Origin of the sequence: Microcoleus sp. S1D4 (genome assembly GCF_036700765.1) — a bacterium.
GTDB lineage: Bacteria > Cyanobacteriota > Cyanobacteriia > Cyanobacteriales > Microcoleaceae > Microcoleus.
The window spans coordinates 115,567-139,956 of record NZ_JAUBPP010000002.1 but is presented as its reverse complement, the minus strand read 5'-3'; the positions used below and the strand labels follow the sequence as shown (position 1 = coordinate 139,956).

Sequence of the window (24,390 nt, the reverse complement as noted above, 5' to 3'; positions counted from 1 at the left end):
GTCCGCTCCCATCATTTATTGCCGATCGCTAATACATTCGGGAGTGTCTCTACTTGGACTGTTGACGATCGCGCTTACCGCCTTTGCTTTCATTGCAGCAGCATAGGGCTTTAACAGCGGCAAAACTTCCTGAGCATTTTTAACAGAAGGATCGAGCCACTCTTCCCAAGCGCTGTCGGGCAAAATCACCGGCATTCGATCGTGCACGGGCTGCACAGTTTCGTTAGCAGCGGTAGTAATTATAGTACAAGATACAATCTTTTCTCCTTCTGGAGATTCCCAATTTTCCCACAAACCGGCAAAAGCAAAAGGTTCGCCCTCCGCCATTTGAAAATAGTAAGGCTGTTTGTGTTTTCCCTGTGGCAGCCATTCGTAGAAACCATCAGCGACTATCAAACATCGCCGGTGCTTGATGGCGCTGCGAAAAGCAGGTTTTTCGGCTACAGTTTCCGATCGCGCGTTAATCATCTTGCTGCCTATTTTCATGTCTTTTGCCCAACTTGGAATCAAACCCCAGCGCATAAATTGGAACTGTCGCTGCATTTGCTCTTGAGAAACTGTGACTGTGGCAACTGATTGAGTTGGGGCGATATTGTATCGCGGTTTGATGTCGGGAACTGCCGAAAGTTTGAAGAATTCGGCTATGATTTGACCTGAAGTAGTTAAAGTGTATCGTCCACACATAATTTATAGTTGGTATTAACAAAAAGGTAGATTGGGATTTACCGTTGGGCGGGGCGGGTTTTGGAGATTATTCGTGTTAGGCAAAGATGGTTTGTAAAACCCCACCCTACGAGACATTGCTAAATTGTGGAACATTCGCAGACAACCATTCGGCGCGCAACTTTTCAATAGCTAATTCTTTGAATTTAGCTTCTACTTCAATCCACGGAGCCTGATAATAGCAATTAGGCATTTCTGTAATTAAATCGCTGTGGCGCGGATCGGCAAAAAATTCTCTGCCATTCGATATGTGCACTAATTGCCATTCAGGAACCGACCAACTTGTGCGTGCTGCTGCGAGCATTTCGGCAACGCTGGGATCGTCGTAACTTGCTAAATGTTCGTGAATGACGTGGTGGTGCGCGTCAAAAACCATCGGGACTGCGGTATCGAGACAAACTTCTAAAAGTTCTGAGGAACTGTAAGCGTATTCGTCATTTTCAAAGGTTAAGCGCGATCGAATAGATTCGGGTAAGTCGCGGATGACTGATGTGAGTTGCGAAGCGCGATCGCCCTTACCGCCGTGAATGTTCATCAGTGCGTAGGGCGATCGGGGTTGTTGCAACATATCTAAGATTAAAGCATGAGTTGCCAGAATTTTAATGCTGTTTGCAACCACAGAAAGCTTGTCGGAACTGAGGACAACAAATTGATCCGGGTGGAGTACCAAACGGATATTGAGGGAAATTGCGCGATCGCCGATTCTCCGCAATTCCTCAGCCATTGAGTGCAGCACTGCTTCCCCCAAATCTGTATCTGCAAAAGGGAAAAGTGCAGAAGTCATGCGATACAATTTAATGTTATTTGCACGGCAGAAATCAATCGCTTTGTCAAGCCGTTTTAAGTTGTCTGTATAAAGCTCGCGCAACACTTTTTCTTGTTCACTTTCGGCAAGCTGTAAAAGTCGCTTCCGCGTGACAGTGCGAAAGCGAACAGCATCGGATGTTGTAATGCAGACTAACCCCAATTCCGGTAATTTGTCCTTTCCCAATACTTGGTTAATCTCGCTCATTTCTCCATAATCCTTAACTTGACTTTTATCCTAAATAGGTTTGTACTAAGGATTTTAGTCCTTAGTTCGGAAGTTGGGAGGGACTACTCGCGTCTCCCGAAAAAATTGCTATATCTCCTGATTCCCCCCATCTCCCCTTAACAATCAACTCCGCAAACGACCAGAACGCAAAATGCTAATAATCAACCAAAAACCCAAAAAACTCGCCGCCCCAAACAAACCGTTGCTCAGAAAAGATAATTGAGCAGTTTGCGCGTTAGAAGAAATAATTGCCGCCCCCACAATCAGCGAACCCACGACAATACTAAAAGAAAGTCGGTTCGCAGAATCTCCCAGAGTTCGGCGCAACGGATCGAGTTCTTTTATGCTCAAGTTCCACTTCAAAGTTTCCGAAGTCACCCGCTCTAAAAGCACTTCCACCTGTCGCGGAGATTGCAAAGACAAGCTTTTCAGATCCAGGGCAGTTCTCAGCAAAGCTTGCACCGGGTCATCTCCCAACAACTGACGCCGAAACATATCGGTCATCAGCGGTTTTACCTGCTCTACAATATTGAATCTTGGATTGAAAGAACGTGCCAACCCTTCCAAATTAGCTAGAGTTTTTGCGTATAAACCGAGATTACTTGGCAGCCTAATTTTATTGTTTCTGGTAATTTCCAGCACTTCATAAAATATTTCCGATAAGTTCATTTGCGACAAGCTAACATTATAATACTTTCGCAGCATTCGAGCCAAATCGTTTTCGAGAATAGCTAAACTTTTAGGCTGAGCAAATTCTGCCATTTCTAATGTTAATTGAGCGCATCGCTGAGCGTCTAAATCGACAATTGCCAGCAACATTTCTGTCAAATTCTGCTGGGTGCGCGGATCTAATCGGCCGACCATGCCGCAGTCTAGCAGGGCAATCCGACCGTCTTTGAGATAAAATAAATTGCCGGGATGCGGGTCTGCGTGAAAGAATCCGTCGATGTATAACTGCTGGAAGAAAACGCGGCAAAGTAGCGTTGTAATTTCTTCGCGTTCGGCATTTATATCTCCTTTGTGTCCAACTCCTTGCAAATCGCCTAATAAAATCGGTACTCCGTTCAGCCATTCCATTACTAAGAGTTTTTTGGTGGTCAACTCCCAGTTGATTTCTGGTAGAACAACTTGTTTTGGGTCGAACCATTTACTTTTAGATAAATTGCGGCGCAGTTCGTCGGTGTAGCTGGCTTCTTGAATGAAGTCTAGTTCTGCACGCAGGGCGATCGCAAATTCTTCGGCTAGGGCGACAATATCGTATTGTTGACCGAATTCTGTGAGCATGACAAGTTCGGCCAAACCTCGGAGTACGGCGATGTCTTGTTCGATGACAATATCGATACCGGGGCGCTGAACTTTCAGGGCGACTTCGCGGCCGTCTTTTAAGGTAGCTTTGTGGGTTTGGGCGATCGAGCCTGCGGCGATCGCCTGAGTGTTAAATTTAGCGAAGGTATCTTCGAGAGATTGTGTGAGTTCCTTGCGGACAATAAATTCTACTTCCGACCAAGGTACGGGCGGAACTTCCGCTTGTAGCGTCGAGAGGGTTTCGATGTAGGCGGCGGGTAAAAGGTCGGGACGGGTACTCAGCAATTGTCCCAATTTCACAAAAACTGGGCCTAATTCTACCAGGATGTTGCGGAGAACAGCGGGAGTTGGGAGACTGGGTGCGTCGGTTTTGCGGCCGGTTAGGAGGCTTTTCATGTAGTCCCAACCGTTGCGGAAGACGACCTCTAGGATTTCTCCTTTGCGAGAAGTGTTTTGAACTAGGCTGAACAAGGGGCCTCCTGGTCGATCGACTTTGGTAGCAATATAACTACTAGGATAGCGCTGTTAACCAAGCTGACCATTGTCTTGAGGAATAAATTGGGCGAAAGGGTGGGAATGGGCGCAATTTCTGAAGAGGGATAGCTGCGCTGCACTTTGGGGTGTGGGGGAGGGCGATCGGTTTTTGGCCGTAGCATTAATCCTCATGTTAATATACAGTTAAAGCAGACATGATATTTTTATGATTAAATTTATTGAGTTTAAAAGTTGAGTCAAAAACTTGAATAAGTAAGTTATTACCAGCCAAATTGTCAATGTGTTTCACATCTATAAAAAACATGATTGCCATCCAATCTCCTGCAAACTCGATCGAATTATCCATCAACTTAACTGACGAGCAATTTTTTCAGCTTTGTCAGAACAACCGCGATTATCAATTTGAACGTACAGCATCAGGGGAATTAATTATTATGTCACCAACAGGCAGTGAAACTAGCATACGTAATGCCGATTTAACATCTCAACTTCGAGTCTGGAACCGTGAAACTAAACTGGGAGTTGTATTCGACTCTTCTGGAGGCTTTAAACTTCCCAATGGGGCCGATCGCTCTCCTGATGCCTCTTGGGTCAAAAAAGAACGCTGGGATGCTTTAACACCGGAACAAAAAGACAGTTTTGCTCCTTTGTGTCCAGATTTTGTGGTCGAGTTGCGCTCGAAGACTGATTCGTTGAAAAAGCTGCAAGAGAAAATGCAAGAATATATAGATAACGGTGCGAGATTGGGTTGGTTAATTGACAGGCAAAATCGGCGGGTAGAAATTTATCGCCCCGGTCAAGATGTGGAAATTCTCCAAAATCCTGCTACTGTGTCGGGGGAAGATGTACTGCCTGGTTTTGTGTTGGATTTAGCAGAAATTATGTAAATAGTTGACAGATGCGAGTTGCGTCACTAAAATTTCCTAGGTTCGTAGTAACGACTTTAGTCTTTCTGGCTTTATTGAGTAAGAAAAAACTGAAGTCCTGACTACGAACCTGTTTTTTTATTGCGGTGCCGCCCTTTACAACAAATCTTTCAATTTGTCATCTTCTCCCAACACTTTGATGACCTGTTTAATCTCCTGCGTCCTGTCCTTTTTCACAATCAAAGTCACATTCCCATCCCTGACAACTACCACATCTTCTAAACCAATGGTGACAATCACTTCATTGTCATCCGCTGCATAAAAAATGCTTTCCTTGGTATCAATTCCGACGTGTTTTGCTAACTCGACATTCGGCTTGTCTCCTTGCAGCAAACGCCCGATCGCATTCCAATCTCCCAAATCGTCCCAGCTAAAGCTCACAGGCAAAACACAGGCTTTTTGCGTCTTCTCCATCAAAGCGTAATCGATGCTAATTTTCGGCAATTCCGAGTAAGCAGCAGCACCTTTTGCTTCCAAAGCTGCCATCATTTCCGGTACATGATTTCGCAATTCTGTCAAGACCGTACCGACTCGAAATACAAAAATTCCGCCGTTCCAACTAAACTTGCCGCTGGCTACAAATTCTTCAGCAGTTGCGCGATCGGGCTTTTCGGTAAATCTCGCCACCCGGTACGCCGGAAAACCGCCAAAACTGCCAATTTCCTCGCCTTGTTCGATGTAGCCGTAACCAGTAGAAGCATAACTCGGTTTGACACCCAAAGTGGCGATCGCATCCTGATTTCTCGCCAAATCCGCCGCCGCCTCCAAAGTCTTGACAAACTCCTGCGGTTCCCCAATCCAGTGATCCGCCGGGAAAAAACCAACAACCGCATCCTCACCGTAACGCTTCGCAGTTTCTATAGCAGTCCAAGCCACCGCCGGCGCAGTATCCCGGCCCTGGGGTTCCGCCAGCAAATTCTCTTGAGGTAAAAGCGGCAACTGTTCCCGCACCCCGTCGGCCAACATTTCCGACGTTACCACCCACAAATCCTCCCAAGCGTTACCTAATTCCAAAAGTCTTTCTGCAGTAGTCTGCAGCAAACTCTTACCGCTACCGTCGAGACTCAAAAACTGCTTGGGCCGCTGCTTGCGACTCAACGGCCAGAAACGTTCGCCTTTACCGCCGGCTAGAATCACAGGAATTAAGGTTCTACTCATTATTGAAAGTTTAAACAGTTCACATCTATTTTGCCTCGATATCCAAAGGCTGTTTGTAAAGAATTACTGAGAAAGATTGACTGTTGAGTGTTGAGTGTTGACTGTCTCGCTATCAACCTTGTGATTGCCCACATTTTTCAACCCGCATTGCCTCTCTTGTGCTTAACCGCGCGATCGATTTTGCCGCTCTCAAAACCAAGCAAATCAGCGCCCTCAAAAATTGTTACAGTCAAAAAAGTCATATCCAGAGCGCACAATCAATTGAATTCGAGTGTTTCTTTTCTCCCTAACACGCTAAGCTGTCCTGCATCTAGATTGTGTGTGGCAATTCACCCCGATAGCTGCGCGATGTTATACCAACTTGATAAAGTGCCACTACAAATACGAGTTTTGCTTTAAGCTGTTCGGGATTTAAAAGAGGATAGTAAGAGGCGGAGCGTACATAAATATTTCCCAAATAACGTAGCATAAAATTTGAAAAATGGTATAATTGAGCGCCGAGACTAAAAACGGATGCCGATCGCGACCACCGCCGTGGAAAGATCAAAATTTTAAAGCCTAGTTCAACCTCTATTCCTCTGTGGAGTAAATCGAAAACGGAAAATCGACCGAGGGCGATCGCAGATACTTTCTTAAGTTGCACGCGGAAACCATAAAAAACTTTAAAATAAAAAAATACTGCCGTCAAATTCACCTTCTCGGTCAGCGCCTGGGAATGCCAATTACCAACACCATCTCAACTTTGATTCAAGCCGAAACACTAGAACTATTAGAATGGCCGCGCCTGTGTCAGCACTTGGCTACCTTCGCGGCTACCAAACTCGGCGTCGCCGCCGCCCTCGACCTCCAAATCCCCGAAACTCAAGCTCAGACAGCCGAACTCAAGGCGCAAACTGAAGAAGCTTATCAGTTAGAAAGCCGTCCTGGCGGTGCTTTGAGTTTTGAAGGAATCCAAGACATCGGCAGTGTCCTGCAGCGAGCCGAACTGCAAGGTTTACTCGGCGGCGAAGAATTGCTGGCAATTGCTACCACCCTCGCGGGGGCGAGGCAATTGCGCCGGATCGTTGACTCTGCAACGGATGTGCCGATACTCAAAGAATTGGCTTCCCAATTGCGGACTTATCCCGAAATCGAGCAAGAAATTCATCGGTGTATAGACGATCGCGCTCAAGTAGCAGACAGAGCCACTCCTAAATTAGCAGGAATTAGAGTTCAAATGCGACAGTTGCGCGATCGCATTTATCAAATATTGCAGGGGATTTTGCAGCGCCAATCCAACGCCGTACAAGAACAGCTAATTACCCAAAGAAGCTCGCGCTTTGTCATTCCCGTCAAAGCTCCCCAAAAAGATGCCATACCAGGCATCGTTCACGACTCCTCGGCCAGCGGCGCGACACTCTACGTAGAACCCCACAGCACAGTCAATCTTAACAACCAAATGCGGCAGTTGCTCCGGCAAGAACAAGCCGAAGAAGAAGCAGTTCTCCGCGCCCTCACCGAGCAAGTCGCAGCAGTAAAACCAGATTTAGATAGATTGTTGGTGGTAGTGACAACTTTAGATTTAGCTGCCACCAAAGCCCGTTACAGTTTTTGGCTGCAGGCAAATCCTCCTAAATTTATCGAATTCGGAGAACCAGAATTAACACCAAAAAATCCTGACCAATTAGATGAGGAAAATTTAGAGGAAGAAACAGCAGAAAATAGTCGATCGTTAATTCCCAATTTGCGATCGCAAATTACCCTGCGCCAATTGCGCCATCCTTTATTAGTTTGGCAGCAACAATACGAACAAGGCTTTCCAGTCGTCCCAGTCGATTTAACCATCGGGCCCCAAATCCGCGTCGTCGCCATCACCGGCCCCAACACCGGCGGCAAAACAGTCACCCTCAAAACCTTGGGATTAGCAGCTTTAATGGCAAAAGCCGGAATGTTTGTCGCCGCCCGCGAGCCCGTAGAATTGCCTTGGTTCGACAACATTCTTGCCGATATTGGTGACGAACAATCCTTGCAGCAAAGTTTGTCTACTTTCTCCGGCCACATCCGCCGCATCAGCCGCATTTTAGAAGTTTTGCATAATAAATCGGAAGGGGAAAGTGCAGGAGAAGGAGAAGGAGAAGAAAATTCCCAATTCCCAATACCCGATGCCCAATTCCCGATGCCCGATGCCCAATTCCCAATTCCCAAATCTTTAGTTTTGCTAGACGAAGTAGGAGCGGGGACAGACCCCTCAGAAGGCAGTGCATTGGCGATCGCCCTGTTGCAATATCTCGCCCAACATTCCCTATTAACAGTCGCAACCACGCACTTTGGCGAACTCAAAGCCCTCAAATATCAAGACTCCCGCTTTGAAAATGCCTCAGTAGAATTTGACGACAATTCCATGCAGCCAACCTATCGCTTGCTGTGGGGAATTCCCGGACGTTCCAACGCCCTCACCATTGCCAAAAGACTCGGTTTGCTAGCATCCATAGTCGATGAAGCTCAAACCTATGTAGGCGGAGCTTCTGCCGACGTCAATCAAGTGATTGCGGGACTCGAAGCACAGCGCCGCAAACAGGAAACCAAGGCCAGAGAAGCAACTCAACTGCTGCACCAAACCGAAAAACTGCACAAAGAAGTTTCTCAAAAAGCAGCGGCTTTGCAAGAGCGGGAGCGAGACTTAAAAATTGCTCAGGAAGTGGCGGTAAACGAGGCAATAGGCACGGCAAAATCAGAAATTGCTCAAATCATCCGGCGCTTGCAGTCGGGCGACAAAACGGCTCAAAATGCCCAATTGGCGACAGATACCTTAAATCAAATTTCCCAAAAACATCTGCCCTCTCGGCAACAACCGGCGAAACCAAAACCGGGTTTTATGCCAAAAACGGGCGATCGCATCCGCATACCCAGCCTCGGCCAAACCGCCGAAGTCCTCAGCGGCCCCGATGCTAACGAAGAATTGAGCGTGCGGTTTGGGATCATGAAAATGACCGTCAAACTGGCAGAAATCGAATCCCTCGACGGTCAAAAACCTGAAACCAAAGCTCAACTAGCCAAGGTAGCAGCCCAAGCCCAAGCAATCGCTACGGCTAAAGCTAAGCAAGCAGCGGCGGAACCTGCAAAACCCAATCCCGAAATTGCTATTCGCACTGCTAATAATTCGATCGACCTCCGGGGTGCGAGAGTCTCCGACGCGGAAATCGAAATCGACAGAGCACTTTCCAAAGCCGTGGAATACGGAGTTTTGTGGATAATTCACGGCAAAGGTACGGGACAGTTGCGGCGCGGGGTGCACGAATTCCTCGCTACTCACCCGCAGGTTTCCCGCTTCGAGCTCGCCAGTCAAAAAGAAGGAGGTGGAGGCGTGACGATCGCTTATTTACATTGATTTCGGTCACTTTGCGGCGTAGGATGGTTGGGGGTGAAAATTTATGGGTTTTTGGGGTTGCGCTCGATCGAACTGGCAACCGCAACCTTCGACTAGCAAAATTCGTCAACAAATAGTATTGCCGGAATCAAAACAACGAGTTATCAGAAATTTGGGTAAAAACCCCGTCCTTTGAAAACGGCTTTACAATATCTTCACGTTTGCTTACAAAATAATTGCTAAAATGCAAGCATGACACAAAAAGCTTTCAAGTACCGCTTCTATCCGACTCCGGAGCAAGAAACCTTGCTTCGGAGAACCTTGGGCTGTACTCGATTGGTCTACAACCGCGCTCTCTGGGCCAGAACAGAGGCATGGTACGAACGGCAAGAGCGAGTTGGCTACACCGAAACCTCTAGTTTGTTGACGGCATGGAAAAAACAAGAGGATCTTGATTTCCTTAATGACGTTAGTAGCGTCCCCTTGCAGCAGGGCTTGAGACACCTGCAATCTGCATTTTCTAACTTCTTTGCAGGACGGGCGAAATACCCCAACTTTAAAAAAAAGCGCAATGGTGGTAGTGCAGAATTTACCAAGTCTGCCTTCAAATGGCGAGACGGTCAACTTTTTCTGGCGAAAACCCTTGAACCCTTGGCGATTCGGTGGAGTCGGGCTATCCCTCAAGGCGCAGAACCTTCTAGCGTCACGGTGAGACTCTCGCCCGCTGGACGCTGGAGTGTTTCGCTGTTGGTGGATATCGAGATTGAACCATTGCCCCAGTCTCCTAATGAAGTCGGGATTGATTTGGGTATTACGAGTTTGATGGCTCTGAGTACGGGTGAAAAAATTGCGGGTCCCTCATGTTTCAAGGCGTTTCGCCACAAACTCAAAAAAGCTCAAAAAGCATTGAGTCGCAAGCAAAAAGACTCTAAAAATCGGCAAAAAGCGCGTTTGAAAGTCGCTAAAGTTTATGCAGAAATTAGCGATGCCCGACAAGATTTTATTCACAAGTTGACGACTCGGTTGGTGCGTGAAAACCAAACCATCGCCGTAGAAGACTTGGCTGTCAAAAACATGGTGAAAAATCACAAACTCGCCCTTTCAATCAGTGATGCAAGCTGGGGTGAGTTGGTAAGGCAACTTGAATACAAGTGTAAATGGTACGATCGCACTTTGATTAAGATCGATCGTTGGTTTCCGAGTTCTAAGCGGTGCGGCAACTGCGGTCACATTGTGGAAAAGTTACCGTTGAATCTGAGGGAATGGGACTGCCCTAAATGCAGCACTCACCACGACCGAGATATCAACGCCGCCCAAAATATACTTGCCGCAGGGCTTGCGGTGAAAGTCTGTGGAGCGAACGTAAGACCGGATAGGCATAAGTCTGATGGCGGTTGCGATGAAGCAGAAAGGTCTAGGAAGTGATTTCTAGAATCCCCGTGCGTTCACGCCGGGGCGGATGTCAAGGAGAAAAACTAACAGATTATGCCGTTGTCCGGCGGCCGCAAATCCGTCAACACCGCATACTGTTAGGGTATTCAGCCTCAACCAGTCTTATTTCCCGTGCCCAAGCCATGCGCTCCACCGTAAAGCCCTCCGCTCCCACAAACCAAACAGGTTCATCTCCCAACTGGGAAGAATTGACCCAAAAAGCACCAGAACCTACCCAGTTGGACAACATTAAAGCCCAACTGGATTTAGTGCTGTTAGCCCTAGAAGCACTCGCACAAATTGGTTCAGACGCGATGCTCAAAGTAGCAGCCGAACTGAATTTAGAGCCAATGGTAGCCGATCGCGTGGCATTGTGGCGGCTGCGCCAATCTAACCCGCTGCGGAAAGGCCAGGGAGGGCGCAAAAAACTAGATGTGGAAGAAGCTCGATCGCTCGTTTTGATCGGCTGTCATTTAGCAAAACAGCACCAAGCTTTAATCCGCCGCGCCGTCGCTTTGCTAGAACAAATGGCAGAGCAAAACCGCGAACCTCATACAGTCGCTTTGCTAGGAGATTATATAGACAGGTTCAGCAACACCTATGCCGATCGCATGGAAGATGCAGAAAACCTATCGGCACAAGAACTAACCAACCTAGCCCTCAAACTCCTGATAGATTTGCTATTTTACAGCAGTCCCGGCGGTCACAGGCGGCTCTGGCTGGCTCTCCTAGACCGCGCTAAGAATTAAGCTAAGCCATAATGAAAACGAGAATGAAAAACATCAGGAACAGGCAAGATGCCTGTTGCTAAAAAAGCTTGTTAAGAATGCTACCAAATATCAGATAAAACATAGTTATTCCATCTGCCTAATGCCTAATGCCTAATGCCTAATGCCTAATGACTACTGACTAATGACTAATGACTACTGACTTCTTCCCTCTTCCCTCTTCATTCATTATGCGAAAACGGTACACGCCCCCTACTTGCACGCTGGAAATAACAGCCAAAAGTTCGCCTCTATCTCGCTGGGCCGGCAAACCCGTATTTAAATCTTTAAATTTCGAGTTGCGGCTCGACGACCCCAGACTACCAGATACCGAACACGTTACTCTCAGGGGCGATCGCGCTCAACTCGAAACCCTCCACGAAGCAGTCAGCAACTACGTCCAAAACTTGCTGGGCGAATCCCGCGATTGGGAAAGCAACCTCAACTCCCAAACAAGCCTAACCGCAAGCGATCCAGACTCGCCAGAAGTCGCGCGCCATGTCGTTACATTCGATCGACCAACCAACACATCCGAACCCGGAACCATCGCCCCAAACACTTCCTACCTGCCAGTTGGGCCCCGCCTAGAACCTCGCGGCTTGCTCGCCCACAACTTATTTTTAGGCACTTTAACCCCCGCAGAATCCGGGCCTGCAGTACACCTAAGCACCCTGCAACTGTTTGACTTAGCCACAGCATTAGATGACTGCGCCGCCGAAGCCATCGCCCTCCCCAACCTCAACCGCCAGCGCGGACGATCGCCCTCAGCAGCCGGACTCAAAGTAGCAGCCCTGCTGGTCGCTAGCGCCGGCCTGACGACAGGAATTATCAAAATGCTCGATCGACCCCCCACCGCCTCACAAACCGCCTCAGCCCCCGCCAATCCCCAATCGATCGCCAATTCACGACAGCCCCAGCTAGCTGCCGGCGCATCCCCCAGCCCAATTCCTGCCCCAACCACATCCCCCACCGCATCCCCAACACCAGGCTTACCCCCCCTACCGCCCCCGCCCATCAACACCGCCGTCACCCCCAGCCCCAGCTTGCCCCCCATCGCCCCCGCCCCAGCACCAACCACCAACAAACCCAGCCCCATCCAGCAGCCAGCCCTGCTATTTCCCCCCAACAGCAGCGCACCTGCCACCTCACAGACCGCCCCAGCCCTCCCCCAAGGGCAAATCATCACAATTCCCGCCCCCTCAGAACAGCCAAATTCCGTCGCCAAAATACCCGCAACAGTACCCTACCAACTCCCTCCCATACCCCCCAGACTAGCTCCCGCCGTACCGCCCCCCCTTCCGCCCTCCCTGTCCGCTTCCAGAATTCCCGTGCCCCCCCTGCAACCATTCCCCCCCCTCCCCAAGCCAATTCTCCCCCCCGCCAGTACCGAACTCCCACCCCTTGAGGACACCCAACCCCAAGCCGAGTCCGCAGACAACAATCAAGCAGCAGCGAGCAAAAAAAATCGCACTTTATTTGATACAATTCCTCAAGTTTCAGAAGCTAGAACTTACTTTGAAGAACGCTGGAAGCCGACCGAAGGAATGGAACAAACTTTGGAATACAGCCTGCAGATCGACGAAAACGGGTCAATTAAAACTATTGTGCCGATGGGAAAAGCAGCATCCGATAATATCGAACAAGTTAATATGCCCTTAGTCGGCGAGCCCTTTGTTTCTCCCGTTTCCAACGGAAAAATCCCGAAAATCCGAGTAGTTTTGAGACCTAACGGTCGAGTACAAACATTTTTAGAAGAGACTGATTAAACCCTCTAACCAACATTTTATAGCTTGAAAAATAAGGTTGATTGCCAATGTTAAGCGGATACAAAAAAGATAGATTTTTAGGTGTGACGGCCAGCACCAGCCTGTTGACAGTAGCTTTAGTTTGTGCTGCAAACATTTCTTTGCCAGTGCGGGCAGAATCACCTGTAAAAAATATCTTAGTTCAAAATACAGGAGCCAATGAATATTTTCAGCAAGGCTTAAGTTTGGCTGCCAAACAAGATACAGAAGGTGCAGAAGCAGCCTTTCGCAGAGCAATTCAAATCGACCCTAATTTAGCCGAAGCTTACGCTAACTTAGGTAGCCTTCTAGCCAATCAAAACAAACTAGAAGAAGCAGTTCCCAATTTTCAAACCGCAATTCGTCTCAAACCGAATGTCCCAGAATTTCATTATATGTTTGGGCAAGTTCTCTACGCACAAGATAAAGTATCAGATGCAGTAGAATCATTTAAAAAAGCCAGAGATTTATTGAAAAAGCAAGGCAAAACTCAAGAAGCAAATTCACTCGAACGAGTTATCAAAAACATAACAAAGTAACTCATCTGCGGTGGGTGCCGCACAGCAAGCCCCAATTTACCATTTTTATTTTCGCACCTAACTGATTATTCCGGGCGATCGCAGTTGTGTATGCTTTCTCAAAAATATTTTGTTTGATTGACAGCAAACAGATGAGAGCAACCTCTAACTGGAAGGAAGAAAATGCCCCTAACGAACAGTCTTCTTTTAATTTCTCCTTAAAAAGGAGAGGCTTTAAACCAATTATTTCTGGTAAAATACCAAGATAGCGGTTTTGAGTTGACTGAAGTACAGAGTCGGGTAGAAAAACAGCATTACCGCGTCCTCTATTTCATCAGATTTAAAACTGCTATATTAATTTTTTCGTTCTCAAAACACAACTGTCTCTACTTTATGAATACCACATCGCCTTACGGTTCTTGGAAATCTCCCATCACCTCAGATTTAATTGTTTCGGGAACTGTCGGACTCGGACAAATTGCTATGGACGAATCGGATATTTACTGGGTAGAAGGACGACCGTCGGAAGCCGGTAGAAGTGTCATTGTGCGGCGCACTCCAGACGGTAAAATAACTGATGTAACGCCCCAGCCTTTCAACGTTCGCACTCGCGTTCACGAATACGGCGGCGGTTCGTTTGCAGTAGCCGGCGGTGTGGTGTATTTCTCTCATTTTGCCGACCAACGTATTTATTGTCAAGCATTAGATTCTCAACCAGAACCTCTCACACCTGCTGCTAAGAATTGCTACGCAGATATGATTGTTGACCTGCAAAGAAATCGCTTGATTTGCGTGCGCGAAGACGGTGCCGGTGAGGGGGAATCTGTCAATACTATTGTTAGCATTAATTTAGATAACGGCGAAGATATTCAAATCTTAACTCAAGGTAACGATTTTTATGCTTCTCCTCGTTTGAGTCCCGATGGTTCTCGACTTTCCTGGATTTCTTGGAACCATCCAAATATGCCGTGGGATGGGACAGAATTGTGGGTAGCAGAAATTAAGAGTGGCGGTTCTTTAGGCGAAAAATATTTAGTAGCTGGTGGCGCTGACGAGTCGATTTTTCAACCGGAATGGTCGCCCGATGGAGTTTTGTATTTTGTTTCTGACAAGTCGAACTGGTGGAATTTTTACAGAACTGTTAATCTCAGCTTGCAAGAAAAACCAGAAGTCGAACCTCTGTGTGAAATGGCGGCTGAATTCGGTCTTCCTCAGTGGGTTTTTGGAATGTCTACCTATGCGGTGGTTTCCGAAAGCAAAATTATTTGTACCTACACTCAGCAAGGTAAGTGGCATTTAGCCAGTCTCGATTTGGCGACAAAGCAGCTAACAACAATTGAGCTGCCTTATACTGATATTTCGTCGGTGAAAGCGCGGGGAGAAACTGTGGTTTTTCTGGCGGGTTCGCCTACTGAATCTACTGCTATTGTTAAATTAAATTTAGCAAGTGGCGAACGGAAAATTTTACGAAAATCGAGCGATTTAAGTATCGATTCTGGTTATCTTTCTGTACCGGAAATGCTAGAGTTTCCCACGGAAAACGGTATGACTGCTTTCGGCTTTTTCTATCCCCCGAAAAATCAAGATTTTGCTGCACCTGCGGGTGAAAAACCGCCACTGGTTGTCAAAAGTCACGGCGGCCCAACTGCTGCTACTTCTAGCGGCATGAATTTGAGAATTCAATATTGGACGAGTCGCGGTTTTGCTGTGCTTGATGTTAATTACGGCGGTAGCACTGGTTACGGTAGAGAATACAGAAGAAGATTGCAAAATAGTTGGGGAATTGTTGATGTTGATGATTGCGCTAATGGTGCTAAATATTTAGCTGCAAAAAATTTGGCTGATGGCGAGAGAATGGCGATCGCCGGTGGCAGTGCAGGGGGGTACACGACTTTGTGCGCTCTGACCTTCCGGGATGTGTTTAAGGCCGGTGCTAGCTATTATGGGGTTAGCGATTTGGAGGCTTTGGCTACTGATACTCACAAGTTTGAGGCGCGCTATCTCGATGGATTAATTGGGCCTTATCCAGAACGCAAAGATTTGTATGTAGAACGTTCTCCGATTCATTCTGCTGAACGTTTATCTTGTCCGGTAATCTTTTTTCAAGGATTGGAAGATAAGGTTGTTCCGCCGAATCAAGCGGAAATGATGGTAGAGATATTGAAAGCTAAAGGTTTGCCGGTTGCTTACGTTACCTATGAGGGGGAACAGCACGGTTTTCGCCGCGCTGAAAATATTAAGAGAACTCTTGATGGGGAGTTTTATTTCTATTCCCGGGTGTTTAAGTTTGAGTTGGCTGAACCGGTGGAAGAAGTGCCGATTTACAATCTTTAGAAAAAGTTAAGTTTGCAGTTGTTTTGTTGGCGCTTTAACGCAACTGCAAAGGACGGCATAATTTGCACATATTGAATGTGATTTAGTTCACAAATTCTGTTGGTTGCTGTCACAAGTTTTGGCTGTTTGGTGTCACTGATTTTAAGGAGATTTACATAGAAACTATGAAAGTGCGATCGCCCTCTGTGACTGCAGATAAAGTGCGATCGCCCTAGCGTCAAGTTGAGAGTCAATCTCTATGCAAACTCCTGTCAGCCTGATTCCATCTGCTTTGGGCGAGCTGTTCGCCGAAGTGAATTATAATGGCTACATTACTTTGGCCGATCGCTACGGTTTGATGGCCGCTATTTTTGACGAGACTTTGACGGAGGAAGAGAGACGCTCGATAGATCGCATCCTGCGCTCTGTGTGTCGGGGTAGGATAAAATTAGTTAACGAACTGTCTGCGATCGGATGCAGATAATTTTTCTTAACGGTAATCTTAAAAATCTCCATCATCAAAAAAGTCCTAATTGTCTCGTAATTGGGAATTCGATCGAGGAAACACTTTTTAATTTGTTCTGTCAGGGACGCAGAAACCGGGTTGATGGGCGAAAATACACAGGTTATAGCCTTTAATCCCGGTTTCTTTGGTATTGATGGTATTGATGCGTCCTGGACTGTTTCGATCTAGTTTGGCGCACGAATTATAGCGGTAGGGTGCTTGTGGCGCACCTTACATATACAAGTTTTGCCTGAGTTTCAACAAGTTTAACCTGCAGGTATAGCAGTCCTAAATCAGTCGCAAAATCGATCGATACCAGAATCCTTGTAGTGCGATCGTCTTGCTCGCGTATAATGCAAGCAAATCATTTAGGATTGCTATATAGCTGTAGTGAACTGCAACTTGCTCAAACTTTCTTCAGCTTGAAACTCCATCTGATAGGTGAGTGCCGGAGGAATCCCGAGCACGCAGCATGGAAAATTATTACCTAGTTCCTTAATCAGCCGGTGTTTGCCAGAATTGCACCCCAAAAACAGTAAGTTTGCAGATTCTAACTCTACCACATTTCTCAGTTCTGTAGCAACCCGCCCGATGCACAAATGAGCTTTGAATAAACCGCGCCATTCTTGGGCCAAACAGCGGGCTTGCCACAGCAACATATCTGCTACCTGGTACTGATTATTTTGACCGAAAATTGCTCGGAAATAAGGCGGCTCGATCCAAGTTGTTCGCCGAGATGCCGATTGGATTTCGGCTGGGGGTAAAACGATCGCAGGCGCTGCACAATGAAAGGCGGATATTTCCTCTAAAGCTGACCTTTTTGGCTTCGCAGCCCCGGCATTTGTCGCAGCAAAATTGCCAGTATCTTCGCCGTAACTGTTGGGCGCTTCGTCGAGCACGTAGACGACTTGCACCGTGACTTCTTTAGTTGTTACTAAACGAGTTTGATGCGCCATCCAAAGGGTAATATCCAGTGCAGTTTGACTTTTGGGAGAATTGTTGTAACCGACAATAAAATTGATAGCTTTTGCCGAATTTGTAGATTTTGATTTTTGAGAAACAGGCACTTTTGGCTCCGGCAGCAACACCATGTCTTCCGCTAAGTTTTGGTATCCCAATGCACTTTCAAAACGGGCTAAGATTGTTTTGAGATTCACAGGCTTGACCTCTGTTAAGTGAATTGTTTTGTCTGTTCGTTGGCTGTTATTCGTCTTGAGTAAAGTAGCGATCGAGAAAATTCAAAGCATAGTTGCGAAGTTCGTAATACTCCTGAGATTCCCGCAACTCTTGGCGATCGCGCGGATGCGAAAAAGGCACTGCCAAAATCTCCCCTATCGTCGCCGCCGGGCCGTTTGTCATCAGCACAATGCGATCGGACATATAGATAGCTTCGTCCACATCGTGGGTAATCATCATTACAGCTTGTCTGTGATTTTCCCAGATATCCAGTACCTGTTTCTGCAACTTGCCGCGAGTCAGAGCATCGAGCGCTCCAAACGGTTCATCCATTAATAACATCTTCGGACGAAGTGCCAAAGCTCGCGCAATCCCAACCCGCTGTTTCATGCCCCCTGAAATTTGATCGGGATATTTATCTGCTGCTGCTGTTAAGTTTACCATTGCTAGGTGTTCGTTGACCAGGCTAATCTTCTCGGCGCGGCTGAGATTTTGCAAAACTTCATCAACTGCTAGCCGAATATTTTCCCGCACCGTCAGCCACGGTAGCAATCCGTAGTGCTGAAATACCATCATGCGCTCGGCTCCCGGTTTACGAATTTCTTTGCCTTGAAGTGTCACCATTCCCGCACTTTGTTTTTCCAAACCTGCCACTATTTTCAGCAGCGTTGATTTGCCGCACCCGGAGTGACCGATTACCGAAATAAATTCGTTTTCTCCAATACTTAAGTTGATATTTTCCAGAACGCTAAATTCCTTGCCGTCCGCACTTTTGTAGGACTTGAACAAATTGTTTATTTCCAGAAACTCTGATTGGCTGTTAACTTGGTCGTTGGTTGGGGTAGATTTAGAAGTGGATTGAGTCACGGTATTCTCCTAAAAAGTTGTAAAGGGTTAATTTTAATTTATTCTGATTCTGGTTGTGTAAGCGGTAAGGTGCTGCACGCATAACCTAATTATGTAGGGTGCGGCCTAAGCACCGGTGCTTGTGCCGCATCCTACTTGGGATTCTGCCTTAGCTTTTGCGCCCAAGACTGGAGAAATTAAGACTGAAAAAAAGATTGAGGGCGGTTGGCTCTAATTTCAAAACTATTCAAATAACCCACCGGATCGCTTGGATCGAATGCCTTTTTATCAATAAAAAGTTCCGCAGGTTCCACTTGGTAATCCTCCTTGGGACAATCGATCGCCATTTCGGCCACAATCTTGCGGTAAAGGTCGGTTCTCCAAGCTTTTTTAGCTAATTCATCAGCATTTTTGGGCACTTTTTTAATCTGTCCCCAGCGAGCGGCTTGAGTCATCAGCCACAGACTCTGAGATTGCCACATAAATGTTGAATGATTTCCCGGTATTTGAGGTAAATTCTTAGGAATGTCATAGAAAATAGTTGCATCTTCCGATTGTATGGTGCGGTCTTTTCCGTCAAACCCTCCATAGTTGTATTCCCCTACTATTGCCGGCCGCGTAAATTTGTCGATCGCCCCTTTTTTCGGTTTCGCCCCCGTAAACGATCGCTCAGTCAGCAGCGCCGCTATTTCATTGCGATTTTCCGGGTGGCTGCAATACTGACAAGCTTCCACCATTGCCTTAACCAGCGAGTAATAAGTCTTCGGATTTTCCTCAATGAACGATTGCATTACTCCCAAAAGGCGATCGGGATGTCCCAGCCAAACTTCCTTGCCTTGGGCAAAGGTAAAACCCACTCCCGAATTGCCTTGAATTGCCCGCGTATTCCAAGGTTCGGCCACCATGTAAGCCTGCATCGCCCCGATTCTCATATTCGTTACCATTTGAGGCGGCGGCACAATAATTACCCGAAATTCTTTGAACGGATCGACACCGGCTGCCGCCGATATGTAGCGGACAAAGTATTCGTAAATCGCCGAACTCAAGACAACAGCCCAGACTTTATTTTCTACAGGTTGACTATCAAAAAAACCTCGAAATTGTTTGCCAAATTCTTCTAAATTGCCGTTGTATTCGTGCCAGGGGCGCAAGCCGAAATCCCACATCGCTTTGCTCATCGTCATCGCGTTACCGTGGCGGTGAATTGTCATTGCCGCGCACATGGGTGCGTGACGCGCTCCTTCGGCACCGATGCGGGCGTTGGTGACGGCGCCGGATACCACTGGGGAAGCATCGAGTCGCCCGAAAATCAGGCCGTCGCGGGAGGTGGCCCAGCTTGCTTCGCGGTTGAGTTTGACGTTTAAACCGTATTTGCGGAAAAATCCTTTTTTCCAGGCGATCGCAAATGGTGCACAATCGTTAACCGGCACGTATCCTACGGTTAAATTTGGTTTTTCTAAGGTTCGGGAATCGACGAGCGGCTTTACCGCTTCCGCTTCTTCAGTGAGTCCTTTTGCCGATCGATCCGCGCTAATTCCACAAGCAGATAAAGCCGTACCCGCCGCCGCCGCTCCCATTCCTTGCAAAAACTCTCGGCGATTCCATTCATTGGAAAACTTGTTGCTCATATACAGTTGATAGTTGACAGTTGACAGTTGATAGTTGATAGTTGCAGGGTGCGTCGCCACCAACCATCACACACAAAAATCGACCATCGATGAGCAGCGACGCACCTTACAGTTGACAGTTGATAGTTAACTGTTCGCTGCTGACTAATGACTAATGACTAATGACTAATGACTAATGACTAATGACTAATGACTCTCGATAGATCGATGTGTCACCAATTCCTGAACTTTGCCAACCCCCCAATCGAGCAACAATCCAGTTAAGCCAATTACAAACACCGCTAAAAATACCGAACTCAGATTCAAACGGCTCCACTCATCCCACACAAAAAAGCCAATTCCCACACCGCCTGTCAGCATTTCCACCGCCACAATCACCAGCCAAGCAATCCCCAAACTAATCCGCAAACCTGTAAAAATGTATGGCAAACTCGCCGGCCAAATTATCTTGGTAATCCGCCTCCAGCGCGGCATTTCCAACACTCGCGCTACATCCATATAATCCTTGGAAACGTTAGAAACTCCCAAAGCTGTGTTGATAATTGTCGGCCACAAAGAGGTAATGAATATGACAAAAATTGCCGACGGCTCTGCTAAATTAAAAATCGATAAAGCTATGGGCAGCCAAGCTAGTGGCGACACCGGTTTGAAGATTTGAATCAGCGGATTGAGCGCCATCATTGCCGGTTTCGACATCCCGATCAGAAATCCCACAGGAATCGCCACTGCAGCACCCAGCAAAAATCCCACTAACACCCGCCGCAAACTCGCTAGCAGCAGCAAGCCAATGCCTAAATCTCCAGGCCCGCGCTGGTAAAATGGATGCAAAATGTAATCTAAATTAGCGATTAACGCCTGATAGGGAGTGGGAATCAAATCGCTCTTGAAGCTGGCAACAATCCACCACACCCCAAGAATTCCCAAAAAACCAGCCGCCGGCAACAATACGGTATCTCGGATAAAAACGGGTTTTGCCCGCTTCCATGCTGCAACTCCGGCAACTGCGATCGCAGATAAATTAAGTTGAATTGACATTTCAATCTCCTCAGAGTCAGGGGCGGTATAAGAATCTTGAACAATACCAACCGGAGACACTGATGAAGCCAAACTATCTATTGAAGACAAGTTGACTCTTCAGTCTCTTCTCAATGCCTGCGAAGTTAGCTGACGGGCTAGGACTGAGAGATGTCCTTCTCTAAAGATTTCAAAATCAAAAATTACACTCAAATTTGGCAACTTTTAACTTGGCTCTTTAATTCTGTAGAGATTCGCCCCTAAAATTGGTTCCTCCGCTCCAGCCACACGCTAGTCTTTGCAAATTGTTCGATCGCGCAGCGCTGGATTAGGCTTGACTTTTATAGCCAATTCAACCTAACTTATCACTAGCGCCCAATCTTGTCAATACGTCTTTAGGAGTAGCTACTGCACGACTTACGTAAAAAGTGGTTTGACGCGCTACTCAATAGGGGTAAGGTACCCATTGCAAACCTGCAATATAGAGGTGATGCGTAACTCGTTTAATGGCGATTTTAGATACTTTGATATTACCAACCAATTTCTCTTCACATCGCTCTTGTTCCCGGTTCCCTGTTCCTTCAAATCAGAAACCGAATAGTTACATAAATAGCAGCCACCACCAATTGCAACGCCATCACAGGAAGCCCGTAACGCAGAAAAGTTTGAAAAGAAATCCGCCTGCCATGCAATTCAGAAATTCCTGCTGCAACTATATTAGAAGAAGCTCCTACCAAAGTGCCATTTCCTCCTAAAGTTGCCCCGTACATCATCGCATAAAACAGCGGTAATACCTCCAGAGGAAACTGCCCTGCAAAATCGGGATCTAGGACTTCCACAGGGGCTAACCCGATGTTAACAACATACTGTTTGAGCAAAGGGACCATCGCCACCACTAGCGGAATGTTCGGCACCACGCTGGACATTAAACCCACAAAAAATAACAAACTTAGCGAACCCAAAAAAATATTTTTACCCAAAATCACTGCTAGAATTCCCGATATACTGGCAATCACTCCAGTTTTTTCTAAACCCCCAATCAGTACAAAAGTAGACATGAAAAATAGCAGCGTACTCCAATCTAAATCCCGCAAAATATTGTTGACAGAATCTATCTTGGAGTGGTGAGCTAAAAGCATTGCCAAACCAGCCCCCAACAAAGCAACGGCTGCTGGTGAAAGTGGCACGGGCAGAGACTCTCCCACAACAAAAAATAGCAGCACAAAAGCTATGATTAAGCCGCCCACTCCTAAAACTCGCGGGTGATTAATTTTGGGATGTGGCAAGTGTGCCAAATCCTCTAATTCTTTGTGCCAGATTTCGGGGAACAACCACGGCAGAAGAATGACTATTACTCCTACGGCAATTGCGCCGCCTAAACTTAATTTCATCAGGTAATCGGCAAAGCTCATATTAATCGCATCGCCTACAATGAATGTCGCCGGATCTCCCACGATTGTCAGCAGTCCCGAACTATTGGCTACAAATACCATTAAAATTAGTAATGGTACAAAATCGACACCCACTTCTTGCGCCATTGGCGGAATTAATGGTGCTAGCAGCATGACTGTGGTAGCATTGGGCAAAACTGCACAAATCGGGGTAGTAATCGCCACAATACCCAGCAACAAATTTTTGCCTTTTCCTTTCGCCAACAGCACCATTTGAGTTGCCAAATAATCGAATACTTTGGTCGGCTCAAAGGCTCTCACCATGACCATGACTCCAAAAAATAAACCCAGGGTTCCGTGACTGCGACCGATATATTCGATCGCATTATTTAACGTCATCACGTGGGTAAAAACCAGAATCAGCGCTCCCAAAAATGCCGCAACTGTCAGGTGTATCCATTCTGTAATTATTAAGAAAACTACACCGATAAATGTTGCCGCAGCGATCGCAGCTTGCACGTTTTCCATTTAGTCCCCTGACAAAACTAAAGCTTAAAAATTAAAACCTCTGGTTGTCAGCGAACATACTACTTTTAAGCTCTTCTGTCAAGACGTTTAAGTGTCACTTTTGGCATAAAAAAGCTGGGATCTAGTCATGGAGAGAGCAGCACGGGGGAAAAATCACCTCAAAACTACTTCTTTTAGCAGGGTTGCGATCGCCCGAAGTTTGATATGGCGATCGGGCGATCGCTCAACTACAATGAAGCATGGGCAATATCTGCCAAACTCAACCCCCACGCAGACATCATGGACTACAGCCAAATGCTCGCCGATAAAACCGATACGATCCTTAAAAACTGGATTGAAGCAGTACGTCAGGATCGGAACATTGAAAGTGCAGACACCTTAACGCACTCAGCGATCAAAAATCACATACCCCATTTGTTGGCGGCGATGGCCGCATTGCTTTCCCAATATCGCAACAGCGACATAAAGGTAATAATTGAAGCCAGTTTAGATCACGGACTTCTTAGAGCCGAACAAGGCTACGACTCCGCAGAAGTAGCCAGGGAATACCATTTATTGCGTCAAGTAATATTCTCAGAATTAGAAGCAGAATTGCTAGCAGGAACCACTGCCGAAGTATTCAAAGCTTTTCGCCTCATCGATGCCGTAATAGACGAAGCAATTGCCCAGTGTTTCAATAGCTACGTCGCTCAGAAGCTTCGGGAACTCCAACAAATCCAAAGTCAGTTACAACTCACAAATCAAGAACTCAATCGCCTCGTCAGCGTCAACCAAGAAAACCTTTCCTATTTAGCTCACGAACTCAAAACACCTCTCAACTCAATCATCGGTTATTCAGAGCTATTTTTGCGAAAAGGAAGGGCGCAAACAGAAATCAAAGATACCCTCCCCGGCATCGAACACATCGAGCGAGTATTGCGTAACGGCAGACAGTTGTTGCGCCTGATTAACGACGCCCTAGAACTTGCTCGCGCCGATGCCGGCAAAATTAAACTTAACCTGCGGCAAACTAATGTACAATCTCTAATTAACTCCGTAGTAGAAATGATGCAGCCAATTGCTGATGCTAAAGGACTAAAACTTGCTGTTACCAGCGACTGCGCCCCCAAACAAGTAGTCGCCGACGGACAGCGGCTGCAACAAATTGTCACCAACCTTCTGAGTAATGCCATTCGCTATACAGAATCTGGTAGCATTGAATTAAGTTGCAGCCGCGCTGGAGAAGCAAATTGGACGATCGCCATTGCAGATACAGGTATCGGCATCGCCCCCGAAGATACCAACCGCATCTTTGACCCCTTTTTTCAAGCAGGAGAAGCCCGCAAACAGCAGTATCCCCCCGACAGCACCGGCCTGGGATTAGCCATAGTATCGCGGCTAGTCACGCTTTTGCAAGGTCAAATAGAGGTAGTATCAGAAATCGGAGTCGGCTCAACTTTTACCGTAATTCTCCCTTTAGAAGTTAAAATACTTCAAGTAGTAAGCTAAAAATTAAGTTCAAAA

The 24,390-nt window shown here is 46.8% G+C and carries 20 protein-coding genes and 1 riboswitch; of the genes, 9 read left to right on the top strand and 11 right to left on the bottom strand.

What is annotated here, in order from left to right; genetic code table 11:
• Positions 1-15: 15 nt before the first annotated feature.
• From QT998_RS02995 to QT998_RS02980, 4 genes are all read right to left on the bottom strand, one after another.
• A complete protein-coding gene (locus tag QT998_RS02995; RefSeq protein WP_333114008.1) occupies positions 16-684 on the bottom strand; it encodes an SOS response-associated peptidase in 669 nt (222 codons plus the stop codon).
• Between the two features lie 106 nt (positions 685-790).
• On the bottom strand, positions 791-1,735 hold the full coding sequence (gene uvsE / locus QT998_RS02990; protein WP_333114006.1) for a UV DNA damage repair endonuclease UvsE: 945 nt from the start codon (positions 1,733-1,735) through the stop codon (positions 791-793).
• A 144-nt stretch (positions 1,736-1,879) separates the two neighbouring features.
• A complete protein-coding gene (locus QT998_RS02985) occupies positions 1,880-3,532 on the bottom strand; it encodes an ABC1 kinase family protein (RefSeq protein ID WP_333114005.1) in 1,653 nt (550 codons plus the stop codon).
• Positions 3,520-3,717, bottom strand: a complete 198-nt coding sequence (locus QT998_RS02980; RefSeq protein ID WP_333114002.1) for a hypothetical protein — start codon at positions 3,715-3,717, stop codon at positions 3,520-3,522. Before QT998_RS02980 ends, QT998_RS02985 begins: the two co-directional genes overlap by 13 nt.
• A gap of 141 nt (positions 3,718-3,858) precedes the next feature.
• Between QT998_RS02980 and QT998_RS02975 the strand changes: the two genes are divergently transcribed.
• The gene (locus QT998_RS02975) at positions 3,859-4,443 is read left to right on the top strand and encodes a Uma2 family endonuclease (RefSeq protein WP_333113999.1); all 585 of its coding nucleotides are present in this window, start codon (positions 3,859-3,861) and stop codon (positions 4,441-4,443) included.
• A gap of 135 nt (positions 4,444-4,578) precedes the next feature.
• Here QT998_RS02975 and QT998_RS02970 read toward each other — a convergent pair whose 3' ends face one another.
• Positions 4,579-5,640 (bottom strand): mannose-1-phosphate guanylyltransferase, encoded by a 1,062-nt coding sequence (locus QT998_RS02970; protein ID WP_333090406.1) that lies wholly within the window; start codon positions 5,638-5,640, stop codon positions 4,579-4,581.
• A gap of 310 nt (positions 5,641-5,950) precedes the next feature.
• Positions 5,951-6,328 carry a hypothetical protein gene (locus QT998_RS02965; RefSeq protein WP_333217915.1) on the bottom strand — a complete coding sequence of 126 codons (378 nt, stop codon included), beginning with the start codon at positions 6,326-6,328 and terminating at the stop codon, positions 5,951-5,953.
• Positions 6,329-6,382: 54 nt separating this feature from the next.
• Between QT998_RS02965 and QT998_RS02960 the strand changes: the two genes are divergently transcribed.
• The 7 genes from QT998_RS02960 to QT998_RS02930 all read left to right on the top strand — a co-directional run bounded on the left by QT998_RS02960 (position 6,383) and on the right by QT998_RS02930 (position 16,283).
• Positions 6,383-9,007, top strand: a complete 2,625-nt coding sequence (locus tag QT998_RS02960) for an endonuclease MutS2 (RefSeq protein WP_333114270.1) — start codon at positions 6,383-6,385, stop codon at positions 9,005-9,007.
• Positions 9,008-9,238: 231 nt separating this feature from the next.
• Entirely contained in the window at positions 9,239-10,411 is a 1,173-nt protein-coding gene (locus QT998_RS02955) for an RNA-guided endonuclease InsQ/TnpB family protein (protein WP_333113996.1), read from the top strand.
• Positions 10,408-11,166: a DUF3038 domain-containing protein gene (locus QT998_RS02950; protein WP_442921933.1), complete on the top strand. Its 759-nt coding sequence runs from the start codon at positions 10,408-10,410 to the stop codon at positions 11,164-11,166. The genes QT998_RS02955 and QT998_RS02950 overlap by 4 nt, the downstream gene beginning before the upstream one ends.
• Positions 11,167-11,336: 170 nt before the next feature.
• Entirely contained in the window at positions 11,337-12,950 is a 1,614-nt protein-coding gene (locus tag QT998_RS02945) for a DUF4335 domain-containing protein (protein WP_333217913.1), read from the top strand.
• Positions 12,951-12,997: 47 nt separating this feature from the next.
• On the top strand, positions 12,998-13,507 hold the full coding sequence (locus tag QT998_RS02940) for a tetratricopeptide repeat protein (RefSeq protein ID WP_194013158.1): 510 nt from the start codon (positions 12,998-13,000) through the stop codon (positions 13,505-13,507).
• 372 nt (positions 13,508-13,879) lie between these two features.
• Positions 13,880-15,820, top strand: a complete 1,941-nt coding sequence (locus QT998_RS02935) for a S9 family peptidase (protein ID WP_194070986.1) — start codon at positions 13,880-13,882, stop codon at positions 15,818-15,820.
• A 238-nt stretch (positions 15,821-16,058) separates the two neighbouring features.
• A complete protein-coding gene (locus QT998_RS02930) occupies positions 16,059-16,283 on the top strand; it encodes a hypothetical protein (RefSeq protein ID WP_194070985.1) in 225 nt (74 codons plus the stop codon).
• A gap of 398 nt (positions 16,284-16,681) precedes the next feature.
• On the opposite strand, the gene QT998_RS02925 is transcribed toward QT998_RS02930, so the two are convergent.
• The 5 genes from QT998_RS02925 to QT998_RS02905 form a co-directional block, all read right to left on the bottom strand.
• Positions 16,682-17,461: a universal stress protein gene (locus QT998_RS02925; protein ID WP_333090414.1), complete on the bottom strand. Its 780-nt coding sequence runs from the start codon at positions 17,459-17,461 to the stop codon at positions 16,682-16,684.
• A gap of 46 nt (positions 17,462-17,507) precedes the next feature.
• Positions 17,508-18,347, bottom strand: a complete 840-nt coding sequence (locus tag QT998_RS02920) for an ABC transporter ATP-binding protein (RefSeq protein ID WP_333090415.1) — start codon at positions 18,345-18,347, stop codon at positions 17,508-17,510.
• Positions 18,348-18,523: 176 nt separating this feature from the next.
• Positions 18,524-19,954: an ABC transporter substrate-binding protein gene (locus QT998_RS02915; protein ID WP_194070983.1), complete on the bottom strand. Its 1,431-nt coding sequence runs from the start codon at positions 19,952-19,954 to the stop codon at positions 18,524-18,526.
• 186 nt (positions 19,955-20,140) lie between these two features.
• The gene (gene ntrB, locus QT998_RS02910) at positions 20,141-20,989 is read right to left on the bottom strand and encodes a nitrate ABC transporter permease (protein ID WP_194070982.1); all 849 of its coding nucleotides are present in this window, start codon (positions 20,987-20,989) and stop codon (positions 20,141-20,143) included.
• Positions 20,990-21,088: 99 nt separating this feature from the next.
• Positions 21,089-21,281, bottom strand: a riboswitch (cyclic di-AMP (ydaO/yuaA leader).
• 268 nt (positions 21,282-21,549) lie between these two features.
• On the bottom strand, positions 21,550-22,887 hold the full coding sequence (locus QT998_RS02905) for an ArsB/NhaD family transporter (protein WP_194070981.1): 1,338 nt from the start codon (positions 22,885-22,887) through the stop codon (positions 21,550-21,552).
• A 204-nt stretch (positions 22,888-23,091) separates the two neighbouring features.
• On the opposite strand from QT998_RS02905, the gene QT998_RS02900 reads away from it, so the two are divergent.
• Positions 23,092-24,375 (top strand): sensor histidine kinase, encoded by a 1,284-nt coding sequence (locus QT998_RS02900; RefSeq protein WP_333090416.1) that lies wholly within the window; start codon positions 23,092-23,094, stop codon positions 24,373-24,375.
• Positions 24,376-24,390: the final 15 nt, after the last annotated feature.

Excerpts from the sequence above, each read along its gene's own strand:
- QT998_RS02940 (WP_194013158.1), top strand. The coding sequence starts at position 12,998 with ATGTTAAGCGGATACAAAAAAGATAGATTTTTAGGTGTGACGGCCAGC.
- uvsE (WP_333114006.1), bottom strand. The coding sequence starts at position 1,735 with ATGAGCGAGATTAACCAAGTATTGGGAAAGGACAAATTACCGGAATTG.
- QT998_RS02970 (WP_333090406.1), bottom strand. The coding sequence starts at position 5,640 with ATGAGTAGAACCTTAATTCCTGTGATTCTAGCCGGCGGTAAAGGCGAA.
- QT998_RS02915 (WP_194070983.1), bottom strand. The coding sequence starts at position 19,954 with ATGAGCAACAAGTTTTCCAATGAATGGAATCGCCGAGAGTTTTTGCAA.
- ntrB (WP_194070982.1), bottom strand. The coding sequence starts at position 20,989 with ATGTCAATTCAACTTAATTTATCTGCGATCGCAGTTGCCGGAGTTGCA.
- QT998_RS02905 (WP_194070981.1), bottom strand. The coding sequence starts at position 22,887 with ATGGAAAACGTGCAAGCTGCGATCGCTGCGGCAACATTTATCGGTGTA.
- QT998_RS02935 (WP_194070986.1), top strand. The coding sequence starts at position 13,880 with ATGAATACCACATCGCCTTACGGTTCTTGGAAATCTCCCATCACCTCA.
- QT998_RS02975 (WP_333113999.1), top strand. The coding sequence starts at position 3,859 with ATGATTGCCATCCAATCTCCTGCAAACTCGATCGAATTATCCATCAAC.
- QT998_RS02945 (WP_333217913.1), top strand. The coding sequence starts at position 11,337 with ATGACTACTGACTTCTTCCCTCTTCCCTCTTCATTCATTATGCGAAAA.
- QT998_RS02900 (WP_333090416.1), top strand. The coding sequence starts at position 23,092 with ATGGCGATCGGGCGATCGCTCAACTACAATGAAGCATGGGCAATATCT.
- QT998_RS02980 (WP_333114002.1), bottom strand. The coding sequence starts at position 3,717 with ATGCTACGGCCAAAAACCGATCGCCCTCCCCCACACCCCAAAGTGCAG.
- QT998_RS02955 (WP_333113996.1), top strand. The coding sequence starts at position 9,239 with ATGACACAAAAAGCTTTCAAGTACCGCTTCTATCCGACTCCGGAGCAA.
- QT998_RS02995 (WP_333114008.1), bottom strand. The coding sequence starts at position 684 with ATGTGTGGACGATACACTTTAACTACTTCAGGTCAAATCATAGCCGAA.
- QT998_RS02930 (WP_194070985.1), top strand. The coding sequence starts at position 16,059 with ATGCAAACTCCTGTCAGCCTGATTCCATCTGCTTTGGGCGAGCTGTTC.